Source organism: Sphingopyxis sp. (assembly GCF_035998965.1).
GTDB lineage: Bacteria > Pseudomonadota > Alphaproteobacteria > Sphingomonadales > Sphingomonadaceae > Sphingopyxis.
Genome location: NZ_DASYHE010000098.1, coordinates 156,488 through 173,148, shown reverse-complemented (window position 1 = coordinate 173,148; position 16,661 = coordinate 156,488). Strand labels below are relative to the sequence as shown.

General features: G+C 64.4%; 18 protein-coding genes and 1 tRNA gene. 5 read left to right on the top strand and 14 right to left on the bottom strand.

From position 1 onward, the window contains the following. Positions 1 to 73 precede the first annotated feature (73 nt). Together rpsA and VGN68_RS19115 are read left to right on the top strand one after the other, a co-directional pair. Complete coding sequence (rpsA, locus tag VGN68_RS19120) at positions 74 to 1,789, top strand: 30S ribosomal protein S1 (RefSeq protein WP_327478988.1); 1,716 nt, start codon at positions 74 to 76, stop codon at positions 1,787 to 1,789. A 207-nt stretch (positions 1,790 to 1,996) separates the two neighbouring features. Next, on the top strand, positions 1,997 to 2,275 hold the full coding sequence (locus VGN68_RS19115; protein WP_327478986.1) for an integration host factor subunit beta: 279 nt from the start codon (positions 1,997 to 1,999) through the stop codon (positions 2,273 to 2,275). A gap of 165 nt (positions 2,276 to 2,440) precedes the next feature. Here the strand turns inward: VGN68_RS19115 and VGN68_RS19110 are convergent, their stop codons facing one another. Together VGN68_RS19110 and VGN68_RS19105 are read right to left on the bottom strand one after the other, a co-directional pair. Then, positions 2,441 to 3,208 (bottom strand): ABC transporter permease, encoded by a 768-nt coding sequence (locus tag VGN68_RS19110; RefSeq protein WP_327478984.1) that lies wholly within the window; start codon positions 3,206 to 3,208, stop codon positions 2,441 to 2,443. Beyond that, positions 3,205 to 4,143 carry an ABC transporter ATP-binding protein gene (locus VGN68_RS19105; RefSeq protein ID WP_327478982.1) on the bottom strand — a complete coding sequence of 313 codons (939 nt, stop codon included), beginning with the start codon at positions 4,141 to 4,143 and terminating at the stop codon, positions 3,205 to 3,207. Before VGN68_RS19105 ends, VGN68_RS19110 begins: the two co-directional genes overlap by 4 nt. 90 nt (positions 4,144 to 4,233) lie before the next feature. Here VGN68_RS19105 and VGN68_RS19100 point away from each other — a divergent pair. Beyond that, positions 4,234 to 4,319: transfer RNA gene (locus VGN68_RS19100), tRNA-Leu, on the top strand. Positions 4,320 to 4,333: 14 nt separating this feature from the next. On the opposite strand, the gene VGN68_RS19095 is transcribed toward VGN68_RS19100, so the two are convergent. Then, the gene (locus VGN68_RS19095; protein ID WP_327478980.1) at positions 4,334 to 5,269 is read right to left on the bottom strand and encodes a GNAT family N-acetyltransferase; all 936 of its coding nucleotides are present in this window, start codon (positions 5,267 to 5,269) and stop codon (positions 4,334 to 4,336) included. Positions 5,270 to 5,358: 89 nt separating this feature from the next. Here VGN68_RS19095 and VGN68_RS19090 point away from each other — a divergent pair, with 89 nt between their 5' ends. Beyond that, positions 5,359 to 6,864, top strand: a complete 1,506-nt coding sequence (locus VGN68_RS19090; protein ID WP_327478978.1) for an ABC transporter substrate-binding protein — start codon at positions 5,359 to 5,361, stop codon at positions 6,862 to 6,864. A 39-nt stretch (positions 6,865 to 6,903) separates the two neighbouring features. Beyond that, a complete protein-coding gene (locus tag VGN68_RS19085; RefSeq protein ID WP_293697900.1) occupies positions 6,904 to 7,326 on the top strand; it encodes a DUF4112 domain-containing protein in 423 nt (140 codons plus the stop codon). A 901-nt stretch (positions 7,327 to 8,227) separates the two neighbouring features. Here VGN68_RS19085 and VGN68_RS19080 read toward each other — a convergent pair. Genes VGN68_RS19080 through VGN68_RS19030 form a run of 11 tightly spaced genes read right to left on the bottom strand, consistent with a single transcriptional unit; the run spans position 8,228 to position 16,636 of the window. Then, positions 8,228 to 8,431 (bottom strand): helix-turn-helix transcriptional regulator, encoded by a 204-nt coding sequence (locus VGN68_RS19080; RefSeq protein WP_287408448.1) that lies wholly within the window; start codon positions 8,429 to 8,431, stop codon positions 8,228 to 8,230. Next, positions 8,428 to 8,652: a DUF2274 domain-containing protein gene (locus tag VGN68_RS19075; RefSeq protein WP_287408450.1), complete on the bottom strand. Its 225-nt coding sequence runs from the start codon at positions 8,650 to 8,652 to the stop codon at positions 8,428 to 8,430. The genes VGN68_RS19080 and VGN68_RS19075 overlap by 4 nt, the downstream gene beginning before the upstream one ends. Beyond that, positions 8,649 to 9,872 carry a TrbI/VirB10 family protein gene (locus tag VGN68_RS19070; protein ID WP_327478974.1) on the bottom strand — a complete coding sequence of 408 codons (1,224 nt, stop codon included), beginning with the start codon at positions 9,870 to 9,872 and terminating at the stop codon, positions 8,649 to 8,651. Before VGN68_RS19070 ends, VGN68_RS19075 begins: the two co-directional genes overlap by 4 nt. Continuing rightward, positions 9,869 to 10,708, bottom strand: a complete 840-nt coding sequence (gene trbG / locus VGN68_RS19065; protein ID WP_287408452.1) for a P-type conjugative transfer protein TrbG — start codon at positions 10,706 to 10,708, stop codon at positions 9,869 to 9,871. Before trbG ends, VGN68_RS19070 begins: the two co-directional genes overlap by 4 nt. Beyond that, positions 10,705 to 11,388 (bottom strand): conjugal transfer protein TrbF, encoded by a 684-nt coding sequence (trbF, locus tag VGN68_RS19060; RefSeq protein WP_287408453.1) that lies wholly within the window; start codon positions 11,386 to 11,388, stop codon positions 10,705 to 10,707. Before trbF ends, trbG begins: the two co-directional genes overlap by 4 nt. Before the next feature lie 4 nt (positions 11,389 to 11,392). Then, the gene (gene trbL / locus VGN68_RS19055) at positions 11,393 to 12,673 is read right to left on the bottom strand and encodes a P-type conjugative transfer protein TrbL (protein WP_327478971.1); all 1,281 of its coding nucleotides are present in this window, start codon (positions 12,671 to 12,673) and stop codon (positions 11,393 to 11,395) included. Continuing rightward, a complete protein-coding gene (gene trbK-alt, locus VGN68_RS19050; protein ID WP_327478969.1) occupies positions 12,670 to 12,921 on the bottom strand; it encodes a putative entry exclusion protein TrbK-alt in 252 nt (83 codons plus the stop codon). Before trbK-alt ends, trbL begins: the two co-directional genes overlap by 4 nt. A gap of 1 nt (position 12,922) precedes the next feature. Next, positions 12,923 to 13,636 carry a P-type conjugative transfer protein TrbJ gene (trbJ, locus tag VGN68_RS19045; RefSeq protein WP_327478967.1) on the bottom strand — a complete coding sequence of 238 codons (714 nt, stop codon included), beginning with the start codon at positions 13,634 to 13,636 and terminating at the stop codon, positions 12,923 to 12,925. Further along, on the bottom strand, positions 13,633 to 16,074 hold the full coding sequence (trbE, locus tag VGN68_RS19040; protein WP_327478964.1) for a conjugal transfer protein TrbE: 2,442 nt from the start codon (positions 16,072 to 16,074) through the stop codon (positions 13,633 to 13,635). Before trbE ends, trbJ begins: the two co-directional genes overlap by 4 nt. After that, positions 16,071 to 16,340 (bottom strand): VirB3 family type IV secretion system protein, encoded by a 270-nt coding sequence (locus VGN68_RS19035; RefSeq protein WP_287408463.1) that lies wholly within the window; start codon positions 16,338 to 16,340, stop codon positions 16,071 to 16,073. Before VGN68_RS19035 ends, trbE begins: the two co-directional genes overlap by 4 nt. Then, on the bottom strand, positions 16,340 to 16,636 hold the full coding sequence (locus VGN68_RS19030) for a TrbC/VirB2 family protein (RefSeq protein ID WP_287408617.1): 297 nt from the start codon (positions 16,634 to 16,636) through the stop codon (positions 16,340 to 16,342). The genes VGN68_RS19035 and VGN68_RS19030 overlap by 1 nt, the downstream gene beginning before the upstream one ends. Between the last annotated feature and the right edge of the window lie 25 nt (positions 16,637 to 16,661).

Sequence of the window (16,661 nt, the reverse complement as noted above, 5' to 3'; positions counted from 1 at the left end):
AGGACAGATCGGCCATTAAGACCAGCGGAACCAACCGCTTGGCCGGAACAAATGAAGTAAGGAATATATCTCTATGGCCACTACGGCTTTTCCGACGCGCGACGATTTCGCCGCGATGCTCAATGAATCGCTTGGTGGTGCGGACGGCGGCTTTGAAGGCCGCGTCGTCAAGGGCACCGTCACTGCGATCGAAAACGACCTGGCAGTTATCGACATCGGTTTGAAGAGCGAAGGCCGCGTGCCGCTGCGCGAATTCGCCATGCCGGGCCAGAAGGCCGACATCAAGGTCGGTGACGAAGTCGAAGTCTATGTCGACCGCGTCGAAAATGCCAATGGCGAAACCATGCTGTCCCGTGATCGCGCCCGCCGCGAAGCCGCCTGGGACCGCCTGGAAGAAGAATTCAACAAGGAAGCTCGCGTCGAAGGCGTCATCTTTGGCCGCGTCAAGGGCGGCTTCACCGTCGACCTCGGCGGCGCCGTGGCGTTCCTGCCCGGTTCGCAGGTCGACATCCGCCCCGTGCGCGACGTTGGCCCGCTGATGGACCTGCCGCAGCCGTTCCAGATCCTCAAGATGGATCGCCGCCGCGGCAATATCGTCGTGTCGCGCCGCGCCATCCTCGAAGAAACGCGCGCCGAACAGCGCAGCGGTCTGATCCTGAACCTGGAAGAAGGCCAGATCATCGAAGGCGCCGTCAAGAACATCACCGATTATGGTGCGTTCGTTGACCTCGGCGGCATCGACGGCCTGCTCCATGTCACCGACATGAGCTACAAGCGCGTCAACCACCCGAGCGAAGTCATCAATATCGGTGACACGGTCAAGGTGCAGATCATCCGCATCAACCGCGACACGCAGCGCATCAGCCTGGGCATGAAGCAGCTGGAAAGCGATCCGTGGGAAGGCGTCGCCGCCAAATATCCCGTGGGTGCGAAGCTGTCGGGTGTGGTCACGAACATTACCGACTATGGTGCGTTCGTCGAACTGGAAGCTGGCATCGAAGGCTTGGTCCACGTCAGCGAAATGTCGTGGGTCAAGAAGAACGTCCACCCCGGCAAGATCGTTTCGACGAGCCAGGAAGTCGACGTTATCGTCCTCGAAGTCGACAGCGACAAGCGCCGCATCTCGCTCGGCCTCAAGCAGGCTCAGTCGAACCCCTGGGGCGCATTCGCCGACACCCACCCGGTGGGGTCGGTCGTCGAAGGCGAAGTCAAGAACGCAACCGAATTCGGTCTGTTCGTTGGCCTGCCCGGCGACGTCGACGGCATGGTTCACATGTCGGACATCGCTTGGGGCATCTCGGGCGAAGAAGCGCTGCACCTCCACCGCAAGGGCGAAGCGGTGCAGGTCGTCGTGCTCGACGTCGATGTCGAGAAGGAACGTATCAGCCTGGGCATCAAGCAGCTTGAAAAGGGTGCTCCGGCCGTTGGCGGCGGCGCCGCAGCGGCTGCTGGTTCGGTGAAGAAGAACGACGTCGTTACCGTCACCGTCCTCGAAGTTCGCGACAATGGCTTGGAAGTTCAGGCTGGCGACGATGGCGCCACCGGCTTCATCAAGCGCGCCGACCTTGGCCGCGACCGCGACGAACAGCGCGCCGAGCGTTATCAAGTCGGCCAGAAGTTCGATGCGATGGTCATCGGCTTCGACCGTTCGAAAAAGCCCAACTTCTCGGTCAAGGCGATGCAGATCGCCGAAGAGAAGCAGGCGGTCGAACAATATGGTTCGTCGGACTCGGGTGCGTCGCTTGGCGACATCCTTGGCGAAGCATTGAAAGCCGGCAAGAAAGATTAATTTCAAACTTGCATAGCGAAACGAACAAAAAGGTCCGCAGAGTGTCCCTCTGCGGGCCTTTTTCTTTTGGTGATATATTTTGACCAGACAGTGATTCATGATACCCTCGCCGCGCGTTGGGAGGGGTCTCGCGCAAAGAAAAGGACCGGCAACGACCGGACGCCTGCTTCGGCGGGAAATGCGTGGCTATTATACTAGGGGAAGCAGATGATCCGGTCAGAACTGGTTCAAAAGATCGCGAGCGAAAACAGCGATTTGCGCGTCGACGAAGTCGAACGCATCGTCGGTACCTTTTTTGATTCCATCGTTGAACAGCTGGCGGCTGGCGGCCGTGTTGAGTTGCGCGGCTTTGGCGCCTTCTCGACCCGATCGCGCGAATCGCGCACCGGTCGCAATCCGCGCACGGGTGCGTCGGTCGACGTGAAGGCCAAAAATGTGCCCTATTTCAAACCCGGCAAGGAAATGCGCGAACGGTTGAACGACTGAACGCGTCGGTCACGGCGACGCCAGCGCCAGCCGCTGGCGTTAAGTCTTGTGTCCCTATTCGTCTGATTATTTCTATCGGACCAGAAATTCGCGCATTCACGTCGTCGGGGTCGCAATGAACGCCGGCATCGTCAACCAGCGCTGCGCCAGCAACGCCAGCGACTGTCAGTTCTTCAATCGATAGCCCGTCCGAAACACCCAGAAAATCACCGCCAGGCACAACGCGAAGAACAGCGCCACTGCCGCCATGCTGACCCCAATCCCGACGTCGCCCTGGCCAAAGAAGGTCCAGCGAAAGCCGCTGATCAGATAGACGACAGGGTTGAACAGCGTCACCGTGCGCCACGCCGCGGGCAGCATGTCGAGCGAATAAAAGGCGCCGCCGAGGAAGGTGAGCGGATAGATCACCAGCATCGGGATCACCTGCAACTGCTCGAAACTTTGCGCCCAGATGCCGATGATGAAGCCGAACAGGCAAAAGGTGATCGCCATCAGCAGCATGAAGCCGACCATCAGCAGCGGATGCGCGACCTGCACGTCGACGAACAGATGCGCGGTCGCAAAGATGATCGCTCCGATGATCACCGACTTGGTCGCCGCCGCGCCGACATAGGCGATCACCGTTTCCAGCGGCGACAGCGGCGCGGAGAGCATCTCGTAAATCGTTCCCGTCCATTTGGGCATATAGATGCCGAACGAGGCATTGCTGATGCTTTCGGTGAACATCGTCAGCATCATCAGCCCGGGGACGATGAAGGCGCCGTAAGGCACGCCGCCAACTTCGCTCATCCGGCCGCCGATCGCCGATCCGAACACCACGAAGTAGAGCGCCGTTGTAATGACAGGCAGCGCCAGACTGGTCCACACGGTGCGCCCGAAGCGGGCCAGTTCAAAGGCGTAGATTGCGCGCACGCCGCGCCAGTTCGCGGTCATGCGGCCTCTCCCTTGGTTTCATGAACAAGCCCGACGAAAATATCCTCGAGCGAGCTTTGCTTGGTGTGCAGATCCTTGAACGCGATCCCGAGATCGCTCATTCGGCGCAGCAGCGATGGGACACCGGTCGCCTCAGCATGGCTGTCGAATTCATAAACGAGCTCATGCCCGTCACCTGTCAGTACCAGCTTCCAGGCCGCCAGTTCGGCCGGAACCGTCGCCAGCGGCTCGGCGAGATTGAGCGTCAGTGTCTTGCGACCCAATTTCTTGATCAGCGCGTGCTTTTCCTCGACCAGGATCAGCCGCCCCTTGCTGATCACTCCGACGCGGTCGGCCATTTCCTCGGCCTCTTCGATATAATGGGTGGTCAGGATGATCGTCACCCCACGCTCGCGCAGTCCGTGGACCATCTGCCACATATCGCGGCGCAGCTCGACATCGACCCCCGCGGTCGGTTCGTCAAGGAACAGGATTTCGGGCTCGTGAGAAAGCGCTTTGGCGATCATCACGCGGCGCTTCATACCGCCCGACAGCTCCATGATCTTGGAATTCCGCTTGTCCCACAGCGACAGGTCGCGCAGCAATTGTTCGATAAAGGCCGGATCACGCGGCTTGCCGAACAGCCCGCGCGAGAAGCTGACCGTCGCCAGCACCGTTTCGAACGCATCGGTGTGCAGTTCCTGCGGCACCAGCCCGATCATCGTCCGCGCGGTGCGATAGGCGCGCGCATGATCATGCCCCGCGACCGTCACCGTCCCCGTGCTGGCGGTCACGATCCCGCAGACGATGCTGATCAAAGTCGTCTTGCCCGCGCCATTCGGCCCGAGCAGCGCGAAAATCTCGCCCTTGTTGATCGAAAGATCGACATCGCTGAGCGCAATGTGACCGCTTTTATAGGTTTTTCCGAGACCGGAAATTTCGAGAACAACTGTCATGCCACGCCGTCTAGCCGAGCGACCGGGTGGGGTGAAGCAGCAAACAGCGCTTGACCTGAATCAGCCCATCGGCTTGACCGGCTGCACCGTGCGGACGTGGCGAAATCGGTAGACGCAGCAGACTTAAAATCTGCCATCCTCTGGATATGCGGGTTCAAGTCCCGCCGTCCGCACCATCATATCGGATCGGTCAGCCGCGGATAAGCGCCTTCACTCTGGCCCGCAGCCCGAAGCGGTCGAGTAGCGCCTTGCCGTGCAACGCCGCGCCGTCGATTCCCTGCATCATCGCCAGCACAGCGCGATTGCGGAGCGTCGGGCGCAGCACCAGCACGTCGGCACACGCCACCGTGGCGCGGCCGAACTGCGTCTTGTGCGCGCCATCGCCCTCGGTAAAATCAAAGGCGCGGAAACGGTTTTCGCTGTAAAGCGCGCGCATCGCCTCGACGTGCAGCACCGTCCCCGGCGACAGCTCGGCGAAATCGGGATCATAGCCGAGATGCGCATAGATCAGGACATCCTGCTCGACGGGCAGATACAGATAGGCGATCGCCTGCCCGCCCGCGAACAACAGAAAGGCGCGGACATTGTCGGCGGCGGCGGCGGCAATCGCCTGCGCTATGTCGGCCTCTCCGGTCGGAAGGCCGGCCTGCATCAATCGGGCCTGATAGGTCCGGCGCGAAAGATCGCCCGCGACCGCCATGAATTCGGCGATGTCCGCCGCAGTGCGATAGGATCGCACCGTGAATCCGCCGTCAAATTGCTCGGCAAGCCGCCGTGCCTTGCGTGACAGGGTGGAACGCGTCTTGGAGGAAAAACCCTGCCACCAATCGTCAAAGCTGCTGTACTGCATCGTGATATAGTGGCGGGGATAATCCTGACGGATGGTGACCAGCCAGTCCGTCATTCGCGCCCTGAGCGCGGGCAATCGTTCGACGGGCAGCGAACGGAGCATCCAGCCGTCGCGCCCCGGCGGCGCCATGCCGTCGTCGACTTCGCCGGTCAGCACCGCATCCAGACTGTGCGGCACCACGCGTAATCGCCGCCGCACATGACCGATTGTGCGCCCCGCAATGTCGATGCGCAGCGCGACCGGATGGTCTGAAATTTCTTCGCCCTGCCCTTTCATTCTTTCACCATTTGCGACGATCATCCTATTCCGGTTTCGCAGCCTTTGGTTATGATTGGCTTACACCGGCGTAAAGGATCAGACGGACAATGACGGCACCAGGCTCATATCGGCGCCCCATCATCAGGATGGCAGCGGCGGCAAGTCTGATGCTGAGCGTGTCGAGTTGCGGCCTGTTCGGTGAACGCGGGCCGGTACGAATCGCCGCGATAGGGGCGATCAATCCCGCCGCGAGCCCGCTGAACGGCGAACTGTCGGCCACCAACGCGGCGCTGCTCGACGCTACGTCGCAGGGTTTGGTCAGCTATGATGGCGGGGGCCAGATCGACACCGGCCTGGCCGATCGCTGGACCGTGACCACCGACGGGCGCAGCTATATCTTCCGGTTGCGCGAAGCGAAATGGAGCAATGGCCGCAAGGTCACGGCGCAGGATGTCGCGGCGATCCTGCGCACCTATGTAGCGCCCGCCAGTCGCCATATGCTCAAAAGCGATTTCCCGGAAATCGAGACGATCCGGGCGATGACCGACACGGTGATCGAAATCCGCCTGTCGGTGCCACAGCCCGCGATCCTGGAGCTGCTGGCGCAGCCGTCGATGGCGATCGTCAACAAGGGCATGGGATGGGGACCGATGCGGGCGCGCAGGATCGGGCGCGCGATCCTGCTGTCGCCCGTTCCCGATCCGCTGGCGGAAGACCCCGAGGCCGCAGAAGCCGCGGCCAATGACCCCGCAGCGTCGATCGAACTTGTCGGCACCTCGCCCGCCGGGGCGCTGGCGCGGTTCAAAAACGGCTATGCCGATGGTGTCATCGGCGGCCGTTTCTCTACCCTGCCCTATTTTGCGGCGTCCAACATCGGCCGATCGCGGCTCGTGGTCGATCCCGCCCCCGGCCTGTTCGGACTGTCGTTCGTCCGGGCCGAGGGTTTTCTGGCGACCGACACCAACCGCGACGCGCTGGCCCGAGCGATTCGGCGCGAGCGGCTGATCGAAGCCTTTGGGTTGACCGAATGGCAGCCGCAGGTGACCTTGCGCCCCGCGGTCCACACGCCCGACGGGGGCCCGACGCCGCTGATGCCAGCGTGGGCGGCTTATGACGACGCCTCGCGGCAAACGCAGGCCCGACGCGTCGTCGACGCATGGCGCGCAGCGGGACGCGAAATCGAACCGATCCGGATCGCCGTCCCCGATTCACCGGGTGGCCGCATCCTCTTTGCCTATGTCGCCGCCGATTTCGCCGCGATCGGCGTGCCCAGTCGCCGCGTCAACATGGCATCGACCGCCGACCTGCGCCTGATCGACGAGGTCGCCCCCAATGACGATGCCCTATGGGCGCTACGCCGCCTGTCGTGTCGGCGCGACACCCTTTGCAACCGCGAGGCGGAAGGTCTGATCGATCAGGCGATGCGCAACATCGACGTGGGCCAGCGCGGGGCGCAACTGGGCGACGCCGAAGTCGTCCTCTCGCGCTACACACCCTTCATCCCACTCGCGACGCCGCTACGCTGGTCAGTCGCGGCGCAGCGCCTGACTGGCCTGCGCGCCAATGGCCGGGCGCAGCACCCATTGAATCACGTGATCGCCGCACCCAATTAATTCACTGGCGCCGTCGTGGCGCTTTAGGAAAGCACGCCCATGGCCCCCTCGCCGCCCAATCCCGACGCCATTTTCGACGCATTGATCCAGAACCGTACCGATCCCGCGGCGCTGCGCAAACGGGTCGAGACGCTGGAAATCCTGCTCGAACGCAGCTTTGTCATTCCTGGCATCAATCGCCCGGTCGGCCTTGACGCGATCGTCGGGCTGGTGCCGGTGGTCGGCGACGTCATCGCCGGGCTGATGGGCGCCTATCTGATCTGGGAGGCGCGCAACCTGGGGATGCCGAAATGGAAATTGTGGCGGATGGCGGGCAATGTCGGCATCGACACCGCACTGGGCGCCATTCCGCTCGTCGGCGACGCGTTCGATCTGTTTTTCCGTTCGAACACGCGCAATCTCAAGATTATCAAGCGCCACCTCGACAAGCATCACCCCGGGACGATCATCATCGATCAGTGATTTTCTTTGTCGTCCCGGCGACGGCCGGGATCTCGACGTCGATAAAAGTTGCAATGATGAGATCCCGGCCTTTGCCGGGATGACGGATGTTTCGTTGCGCTGTCTGACGATGCTGGCTCAGCGTCAAAACACATAGTGATGATCCGCGCCAGCCTCGCCGCGCTTGCCCTCAGCTGTTCCCTTGGCGCTCGACGATGTCGCCGGCAAATGTTCGCGCTGCACCGCGACGTCGCAACAGGCAAATGGAGTCAGGCGGAGGCGCCGCCGGGCGCCAACGCTACCGTCGAAATCGCCGGGACTGTTAGCAAGCGCGAGCAATTGCCGAGGCAAGATGCCCCACTTTTTGCGACTTACAGCGACTTCAAGAGGTGCCCTCGAACCAGAGGGTGGTGGCAGGGCTTGTATCGAACGCAAAAATTAGCGTCTAATTTAACAATAGGTTAGGTCGTCAAGAGGGCTTAATTCCCCCACACTTTCCCCCACACTCTCGTTCATTAGGCGAAAAGATTCGAACGACCGTATTCAGAAGCGCATCCATTTTCGTGGAAAATCTGGTCTCGATCAACCCCCGTTTCGAAGGAGAGAACACTCGGTCGTCTGATCAATGCAACCCATCAGAATGCGCCCGCGCGGTCACAGCGTTGCTCCGTCCGGAACACCCGTTGACGAGTGGGCAGCGACAGCCTGCGATTGCTTTCTGCTGGGGAGTGCGGCGACCAGTCGGGCAGACCCGAGAGTTGCGGCGACCGCGCGGACCGGATGATGCGCCGTATGGAGCCAGCCGGGCAGCGGTTGTCTCGCGCGCGCCCGAGACGCTGTTTGAGTGCGGCTTGGCGATGGCCGGGCCTTATCGTCCGGCCAATCAACTATCCATCCGGGTGAGACGGCACGCGGTAACCTGTTATAAGACGTCGGCTCGGTAGGAAGGTGGGTCCTCAATCCATTGATCAAGCTGGGATTCACGCCAGCCGACCGAGCTTTTGCTCAGACGGATTTGCTTCGGGAAAGTCCCTTCAGCGATCTTTTCGTAGATCGTCGATCGTGACAGGCCTGTTCGCGAAATAACTGTCGGGAGGCGTACGAGTCGGTCCGTTCCGCCGCTCATGCTTTCCTCCGGCGTTGCTTGCTGAACTCCCGATCACTTCCGATGAACCGTTCCACCATCGGCGCGATTAGCTTTTCGGGCGCGAGGGGTGTCGCCAACCCGGTCAATTTTGCGTGGACGGCCGCATAGTCCGCAAGATCGCGCATGAGGGATCCTGGCAGCTCGACAGTCAGCTTGACCGGCCGCTCCTCGACGACCGGACCGAGGCGCAGCTTGCTCATCGCCGGCTGCTCGCCAGCTGTTCCTCAAGAATAAGATCTCGGGTCACGATCACTCGCAAGGAGAAGCCCGGCCGCACTGTGAGCGTCGGCGGAACGGAAAGTTCGCGTTCGACTATCCGACGCCCGGCCTCGTTCGTGCTGTCCTGCAAACCCGAGCGAAGGGCCCGGACGAGGTCACCATCGCCGTCCGCGGCAAGCTCCGTTCCGATCCCAAGGAACGATGACACCAACGCTGCCCGAAGCATCCGGCCCCAGTGATTGTTCACCCGTTCCTCGGCACCGGCCATACCCGAGGCGTCGCCCGCCGGCTGGCGATCGAGCCGGATCGACCCGCCGCCCGGAAGAATGAGACGATCCCATGCAAGCAGGAGACGGCGCTGGCCGACTGCGACGTCGCTGTCATACTCGCCGACAAGCCGCGCACCTTGTGGAATGAGGAGCAGGCGCCCAGTCGGGCTATCGTAAACATTCTGCGTGACCTGCGCGGTAATCTGGCCGGGGAGGTCGGACCGGATTCCCGTGATCAGAGCGGCGGGGATAACCGTGCCAGCCTGAACCACGGCCGCCGAACTCGGCGCGATGATCCGCTCGGAGCTTTCGAACGCGCGCTGCGGCCCGCGGGCGAGAAAGGCTTTGCGCGCCGCCGCGGGCGTACCCTCCTTGGCCGGTTCTGTGGCTGCCGGCTGGGCATCAAGAATTCCGGGCGCGGCGGCCGCGGCGCTGCCGCCGCTCAGAAACAGGCGGCTTCCCTCGGCGGCCTCGCGCTCTTGGAGCGCACGCTGCTTCGCCTGCTCCCGCGCGGTTTGGCGCGGATCGGCCGTTGGCGGCCCCATCGCCGGGAGAGGTAAAGGCTCGCCCGCCTGTTGCGCCGACACGATCGGCCGCCCGAGATCCCCGGGGAGCGGCGGTCCGAGCTTGGGGACGGCGCCATAGTCGGCGGGTGCCCCCGTAACGGCCTCGGACCGATTGGGCGAGGTGACCTCGTAAAGCTCCTGCGCTGCTTTCGGATCGACCGGACGCAGCGCCCATAGAAGCGCGCCCCCGATTGCGATCCCTGCCGCGCCGCAGAGTATTGCAAGCGTCTTGCGCGAAAGGCGCATGACGCGCGGCAGTTCGCCCTCGAGACGAAAGCCGTCGGGGCTGGCGGGCGCGACCACCGCGGCATCCGGCGTCGGTTCGGCGAGCGGCACCTCGCCTTCCGCGTCCGCGGGCCGGCTCACGGGCGCACCCGCACGGCCGGCACGTCGCGAACGATCCGGACTTTCCTCGCTGCCGCTCCGGCACCCAGGCGAAGCTCTCCGCTATCGAACAGCCGATCGACAATCATGAATCGGCCGTCGACGCGGTAGTTCAAAAGCTCGGCCGCCCCCTTCTCGCCGACCGCAAAGAGCGGCGGCATTTCGCCGGTCGCGATCGAAGGGCTGAACTCGACAAAGAGCTGTCGGCCGTCGTCGAACACACGCACCGGGCGCCACGCCACCTTGTCGCCGCTGATCCGGTAGGCGAAGTTGAGCGACGGCAGATCAATCCCGCTGGCGACGGGCGCGGCCCTCACACGCTCGGCTTCGGCCGCGCGAAGCGCGATCAGCTCGTCCTGCGGATAGCGCCACGAGACCGCGGCCATATAGGTCGAAGGCGTCGCGCGGAGCTCGATGTGATACGTCCTACGGCTCGTGTTGATGACCAGATTGGTCATGATGTCGGGCCGCGTCGGCTTCACGAGAATGTGGACGCGCCTCGCGCTACCTTCACCGCTCAGCGTGTCGCCGATAATCCAGCGCACCGTGTCGCCGGCGGCGACCGGGCCCGGCCCGACCAGTTCTTCACCTTCCTGCAGCGCGATATCGGTGACCTGACCCGGCGAAGTATAGACCTGGAACAGGGCGCCCTCAGCCCAGGCATATTGCTGGATCGCATTGAGAAAGGTCGTGCGTTCGGGCTGGACGCGAGCCGCATCATTAGCGCGGCCGACCTGCGTCCGGGGATCGCCGGGCGCGGCGTGGAGCGGCAGCGAGATGGCTGCCGCACCGACGAGAAGGGAAAGGCGGATCGTCATTGATTGAGCTCCTTCGAGAGGTTGATCGCGGTCACGAACACGCCGAGCGGGTTCTTGCGGAGGGCGTCGGGGGTGCGCGGCGGCACGATCGTGACCGTCACGATCGCCGACCAGCGCGAGGTCTCGATAAGGCCGCCGTCCTGATAACGGCGCTCGGTCCAGGCGATGCGGAAGCTGTCCTTCGACGCGCGGATCACGCTCGATACGTCGACCGCGACCTGCCGCTTGCCGACTTCGGCGAACGGGTCGTTGTTACGCGCATAGTCGTTGAGCGCCTGCGCGCCCGAGGTGGCCGCGAAATCATAGGCGCTGAGCCAATTCGATCGGAGCACGACGGGATCCGCCGGGATCGAGCGGATATGCTCGATGAAGCGCGCGAGATGGAAAGCGATCTGCGGATCGGTCGGCGAATAATCTGCGTCCGCCGGCGCGACCGCTCTCGCCTCGCCGAGCTTATCGACCTCGACCACCCAGGGCGTGATCGTGCCGCGGAGCGATTGCCAGACGAGCGCCGAGGCAAGGCCGCCCGAGAGCGCCAGGCAGCCGAAGAAGGCGAGCCGCCAGTTCTTCGCCTGGATCCGCGCCGAGCCGATGCGGTCGTCCCAAATCTGCGCGGCACGCTGATAAGGCGTCACCGGCTCGGGCGACTTGCCATAATGTTGGTGGGGTCGTCGGAACATGGTCTCAATCCTTCTGGCTGATGTCGGGGGAAGAGCCTGCACCATGGCTGTCGCCTTGTTTCAGGGTCTGCGCGCCGATCGTGGCGCCCGAGGTGATCGCCTGGCGCCGCTTCATCGCGGCCGCCCAGGCCGGCTGACCGGCCGCCTCCGCTCCGGCAGCGGCAGGCGCCGCCTTTCCGGCGTGCCCTTCGGCGAAATTCTGGCGAAGCTTCGCCGCGGCCTGCCGGAGCGGCGAACCCGCGCCGCTCGCCGCGTCGCGCGCGACATTCGCGATGCCCGACCCAAAGGCGCGCATCCCCGACTTGCCGGCAGCGCCACGAGCGTAAGAGGCCGAGGCCGATCCGGCAGCCCGCGAGGCACCCGCCGCTCCCTTCCCGGCCATCGACGCGGCGGCACCGGTCGCAAGGGTTGCCCCCGCGGCACCGGCAGCGATCGTCGCGCCGGCTGCCAGCGTGGTTCCAGCTGCAGCTCCAGCGCCGAGCTGCGGTCCCCCGGCAACGATGCCGTTGGCGACGCTCGGACCGAAGATGCCGAGGCCCAGGAGCGTTAGCGCTCCGAGCGCGATCGCCATCACCTCGCGAATATCGGGCTCGGTGCCGAGGCCGGCTTCCATGAAGCGTTCGAACAGAGTGACTCCGATGCCGGTGATCACCGCGAGCACGAGCAGCTTGATCCCCGAGGAGATCACATGCCCGAGCACGCGCTCGGCCATGAAGGCGGTCCGATTGAAGAAGGCGAAGGGCAGCAGGACAAAGCCCGCGAGGGTGACGAGCTTAAACTCCAAAATTGTAACGAAGACCTGCACCGCTAGGATGAAGAATGCGAGCACTACGATCACCCACGCGATCAGCAGGATCAGGATCTGCACGAAGTTGGTGAACAGCCCGACCGGGCCGACGAGATCTGCGGTCGCATCGAGCAAGGGTTCAGCGGCATCGAGACCCGTCGCGGCGATCATTCCGGGGCGCATAAAATCGCCGATCGCCATCGCCCCGCCGCTCGCCTTCAGCCCGAGGCCTGCGAAACTCTCGAGCAGGATGACCGAAAGCGCCTGGAAGTTGCCGATGATGAACGCGAAGACACCGATATAGAGCGTCTTCTTGATAAGCCGCTGCAGCACATCCTCGTCGGTGCCCCACGCCCAGAAGAGCGCCGCGATCGTCACGTCGATCACGATCAGGGTCGAGGAGAGGAACCCGACCTCGCCGCCGAGCAGGCCGAAGCCGCTGTCGATATAGGTCGAGAAGACCGACAGGAAATTGTCGATGACGCCGGTGTCGTTCATTGCTCAGGCTTTCCAGAACGGAAGAAGTGATGCCGCTTCGCCTCCCAAGCCGCCTCGCATCCGGGATCGGCCTCGGTGACGGTTCGGCAGCGACGCAGCGTGTCGCCATAGTCGGGGGGTGCGTCCGCTCCGGAGATCTGGGGAGCGGACGCACGGGGCGCGGGCGGATCGAGCGCGGCGATGAGGGCAAGGGTCAGCGCAAGACCCAGGACGATTGCCGCCATCACCAGCCCGCCCGCCCGGCCCATCTCAATTGCCCTTGCGGAAGCGGCGGAAGCGTTCGCGGCCTTCGGCCTCGGCAGCGGCCGCGCGGGCGGCGTCGAGCATCTCGGCGCGCCCCTGCGCCGTCATGACCGCGGCAAGGTCGGCGATCTGCTGCGACTGGATCGCGAGCAGCTGATTGCCCGCCTGCGCGGCCTGCAGCGCGCCGGTAGCCGACTGACTGGCGCCGACGACAGTCGAGATCGACGTCCGCGTCCCGCCCATATTCGAGACGATGCCGGCCTGCACCTTCATCGCATCCTCGAAAGCGCCGACGCTGTCCTTCCAGCGCGCCTCGGCATTGGCGACCAGCGCCGACACCGGACCCGCGAAGGCGGTGCCCTTGTAGCGCTGCTCGAAACCCTTGCGGACGTCGGCGACGTCATAGGCAATGCCTTCGGCCTCGCTCAGCAGCTGCTTGGTCTGATCGATCTGCGCCTGCAGCTCGCCGAGCGTCGACGTCGGCAGGCTCTGCAGGTTGCGCGCCTCGTTGAGCAGCGAGGTCGCCTGGTTCTGGAGCTGCTTGATCTGGTTGTTGATCTGCTCGAGCGTGCGCGCGGCAGTCAGGATATTCTGCGAATAGTTGCGAGGATCGTGGACGATACCGCCGACCTGCGCGCTTGCCGGGGCCGCGATCATGGGACCGGCGGCGACCGAGGCAAACAGCGCCGCAGCCAGAACGCGGACAATATTCTTCTTCATTGGGTGGACTCCTGATTGGGGGCGACGGTGGGGGGAAGCAGCTCGGCCGCCCATTCGAGCTTTCGGTGGGAGAGCCAGGCCGCCGCGAACCCCGCGCGGCCGTGCGCGGCGAAAAGCTCGCCGATGCGCGTCTGGTCGGTCTTCGAAGAGGCGGCCGTGAAGGCGAGTGCGATGTCGCCGAGCCCGAGGTCGAAGAGGCGGTTGCCGCGGCGCGACTGGCAATAATAGTCGCGCTTCGGCGTCGCCCGGCTCAATATCTCTACCTGCCGGTCGTTGAGCCCGAAGTGCTCGTAGATGTGAGCGATCTGCGGTTCGAGCGCACGCTCGTTCGGCAGGAAGATGCGGGTGGGGCAGCTCTCGATGATCGCCGGCGCGATGCTCGACGTCTCGATATCGGCGAGGCTTTGCGTCGCAAACACCACGCTGGCGTTCTTCTTGCGCAGCGTCTTGAGCCATTCGCGCAGCTGCGCAGCGAAGGCCGGGCTATCGAGAACGAGCCAGCCCTCGTCGATGATGATCAGCGTCGGCGAACCGTCGAGCCGCCCGGCGATGCGGTGGAAGAGATAGGACAGTACCGCGCCAGCCGACGCCGCGCCGACGAGACCCTCGGTCTCGAAGACCTGCACCAGCGCCTCGCCGAGTTTCTCCTCGTCGGCATCGAGTAGCCGTCCCCAGGGTCCGCCGACCAGATAGGGAGCCAGCGCTTGCTTGAGCTCGATCGACTGGAGCAGGACCGCGAGGCCCGTCAGCGTCCGTTCGGACACCGGTGCGGTCGCGAGCGAGGTCAGCGCCGACCAGAGATGCTCCTTCGCGGCCGGGTCGATCTCGACACCTTCCCCCGCGAGCATCGCGGCGAGCCATTCGGCCGCCCAGCTCCGTTCGGCCGCCTCGTCGATCCGCGCGAGCGGCTGCAGCGCCACTCCGCCTTCGCCGTCGTGCAAGGCGCCGCCGAGATCCTGCCAGTCGCCGCCCATCGCGAGCGCGGCGGCGCGGATCGAGCCGCCGAAGTCGAAGGCGAAGATTTGCGCGCCAGCATAGCGGCGGAACTGCATCGCCATGGTGGCGAGCAGCACCGACTTGCCGGCGCCGGTCGGGCCGACGACGAGGCAGTGGCCGACATCGCCGACATGAAGGGAAAGGCGGAACGGGGTCGAACCTTCGGTCTTGCCATACAGCAAGGGGGCATCACCGAAATGCTCGTCCCGTTCCGCTCCCGCCCACACGGCGGAGAGGGGGATCATGTGGGCGAGATTGAGCGTGGAAATGGGCGGCTGGCGGACATTGGCATAGACATGGCCGGGCAGCCCCCCGAGCCAGGCCTCGATCGCGTTCATGCCCTCGATCGTGCAGGTGAAGTCGCGCCCTTGGATGACTTTCTCGACGAGCCGGAGCTTCTCGGCCGCGAGCGCGGGATCGGCATCCCAGACGGTCACCGTCGCGGTCACATAAGCGACGCCGGCATGATCGGCGCCAAGTTCCTGCAGCGCCACATCGGCGTCGGCGGCCTTGTTCGAGGCGTCGCTGTCCATCAGCACCGACTGCTCGTTGGTCATGACCTCCTTGAGGATCGCCGCGATCGACTTGCGCTTCGCGAACCATTGCCGCCGGATCTTCGTCAGCAGTTTTGTGGCGTCGGTCTTGTCGAGCATGATCGCGCGCGTCGACCAGCGATAGGCGAAGGCGAGCCGGTTGAGCTCATCGAGCAGCCCCGGCCAGGTCGACGATGGGAAGCCGGTGACCGTCAGCGTCCGCAGATGCGCCGAGCCGAGACGTGGCTCGAGCCCGCCGACGAGCGGCTGATCGGTCAGCAGCGCGTCGAGATAGACCGGCGTCTCGGGCACGCGAACGCGTTGGCGCTTGGTCGAGACGGTCGAGTGGAGATAGGTCAGCGTCTCGCCGTCACCCAGCCAGTCGGCCTCGGGCATGAAGCCTTCGACGAGATGAAGCACCCGGTTCGTGCGATCGACGAAGCTCACGACATGCTCGCGCGGGTCGACGCCCGAACGCGCCATGCCCTCATAAAGCCAGCTTTCCGCGCGCGAGGCGTCCTCGGCGGGCGGCATCCACAGGAGGGTCAGGAAATAGCGGCTCTCGAAATGCGCCCCTTCCTCCCGGAATTGCTCACGGCGCTCCATATCGACCAGCGCCGAGGCCGGATCGGGAAACTCCGATTGCGGATAGTCGCTCGCGGGCAGGCGCTGCGCCTCGACGAACACCGCCCAGCCTGAGCCCAGGCGCCGCAGCGCATTGTTGAGCCGCGAGGTCACGGCGACGAGTTCGGCGGGCGTGGCGCTGTCGAGATCGGGACCGCGGAAGCGCGCCGTGCGCTGCAGCGATCCATCCTTGTTCAGCACCACGCCCTCGCCCACTAGCGCGACCCACGGGAGAAAATCGGCAAGGCAGGCGGATTTCGAGCGATATTCGGCGAGGTTCATCATGGCCGCATCCAGACAGGATATTTGAGGTGACGCCGGGCGACGTCGACGAAGAGCGGATCGCGGTGCGCCGCCCAAACCGAGAGCGCGTGGCCGATCGCCCAGATGGCGAGGCCCGCGATCCAGAGCCGCAGGCCGAGGCCGATCGCGCCGGCGAGTGTGCCGTTTACGATCGCGAGCGACCGCGGCGCGCCGCCGAGCAGGATCGGCTCGGCGAGCGCCCGGTGAACAGGTGCGAAGAAGCCAGGCACTTCCCCTTCCCGGTCCATCAGACCAGCGCTCCGCCGCCGAAGGAGAAGAAGGAGAGGAAGAAGCTCGACGCTGCGAAGGCGATCGACAGGCCGAACACGATCTGGACCAGCCGACGGAAGCCGCCCGAGGTGTCGCCGAAAGCGAGGCTGAGCCCGGTCACGATGATGATGATAACCGCGACGATCTTGGCGACCGGTCCCTCGATGCTCTCGAGGATCGACTGAAGCGGCGCTTCCCAAGGCATCGACGAACCTCCCGCATGGGCCGGTGCAGCGACGAAGAGCGCGACGAACAGTGCGGTCGAACAGAGCATGGCGCGGCATGCGCCATGCCGGCAG

Excerpts from the sequence above, each read along its gene's own strand:
- rpsA (WP_327478988.1), top strand. The coding sequence starts at position 74 with ATGGCCACTACGGCTTTTCCGACGCGCGACGATTTCGCCGCGATGCTC.
- trbJ (WP_327478967.1), bottom strand. The coding sequence starts at position 13,636 with ATGAAGAAGAATATTGTCCGCGTTCTGGCTGCGGCGCTGTTTGCCTCG.
- VGN68_RS19105 (WP_327478982.1), bottom strand. The coding sequence starts at position 4,143 with ATGACAGTTGTTCTCGAAATTTCCGGTCTCGGAAAAACCTATAAAAGC.
- VGN68_RS19090 (WP_327478978.1), top strand. The coding sequence starts at position 5,359 with ATGACGGCACCAGGCTCATATCGGCGCCCCATCATCAGGATGGCAGCG.
- trbK-alt (WP_327478969.1), bottom strand. The coding sequence starts at position 12,921 with ATGGGCCGGGCGGGCGGGCTGGTGATGGCGGCAATCGTCCTGGGTCTT.
- trbL (WP_327478971.1), bottom strand. The coding sequence starts at position 12,673 with ATGAACGACACCGGCGTCATCGACAATTTCCTGTCGGTCTTCTCGACC.
- VGN68_RS19080 (WP_287408448.1), bottom strand. The coding sequence starts at position 8,431 with ATGAGCGGCGGAACGGACCGACTCGTACGCCTCCCGACAGTTATTTCG.
- trbG (WP_287408452.1), bottom strand. The coding sequence starts at position 10,708 with ATGACGATCCGCCTTTCCCTTCTCGTCGGTGCGGCAGCCATCTCGCTG.
- trbF (WP_287408453.1), bottom strand. The coding sequence starts at position 11,388 with ATGTTCCGACGACCCCACCAACATTATGGCAAGTCGCCCGAGCCGGTG.
- VGN68_RS19115 (WP_327478986.1), top strand. The coding sequence starts at position 1,997 with ATGATCCGGTCAGAACTGGTTCAAAAGATCGCGAGCGAAAACAGCGAT.
- VGN68_RS19110 (WP_327478984.1), bottom strand. The coding sequence starts at position 3,208 with ATGACCGCGAACTGGCGCGGCGTGCGCGCAATCTACGCCTTTGAACTG.
- VGN68_RS19030 (WP_287408617.1), bottom strand. The coding sequence starts at position 16,636 with ATGCTCTGTTCGACCGCACTGTTCGTCGCGCTCTTCGTCGCTGCACCG.
- VGN68_RS19085 (WP_293697900.1), top strand. The coding sequence starts at position 6,904 with ATGGCCCCCTCGCCGCCCAATCCCGACGCCATTTTCGACGCATTGATC.
- VGN68_RS19035 (WP_287408463.1), bottom strand. The coding sequence starts at position 16,340 with ATGGACCGGGAAGGGGAAGTGCCTGGCTTCTTCGCACCTGTTCACCGG.
- VGN68_RS19095 (WP_327478980.1), bottom strand. The coding sequence starts at position 5,269 with ATGAAAGGGCAGGGCGAAGAAATTTCAGACCATCCGGTCGCGCTGCGC.
- VGN68_RS19075 (WP_287408450.1), bottom strand. The coding sequence starts at position 8,652 with ATGAGCAAGCTGCGCCTCGGTCCGGTCGTCGAGGAGCGGCCGGTCAAG.
- trbE (WP_327478964.1), bottom strand. The coding sequence starts at position 16,074 with ATGATGAACCTCGCCGAATATCGCTCGAAATCCGCCTGCCTTGCCGAT.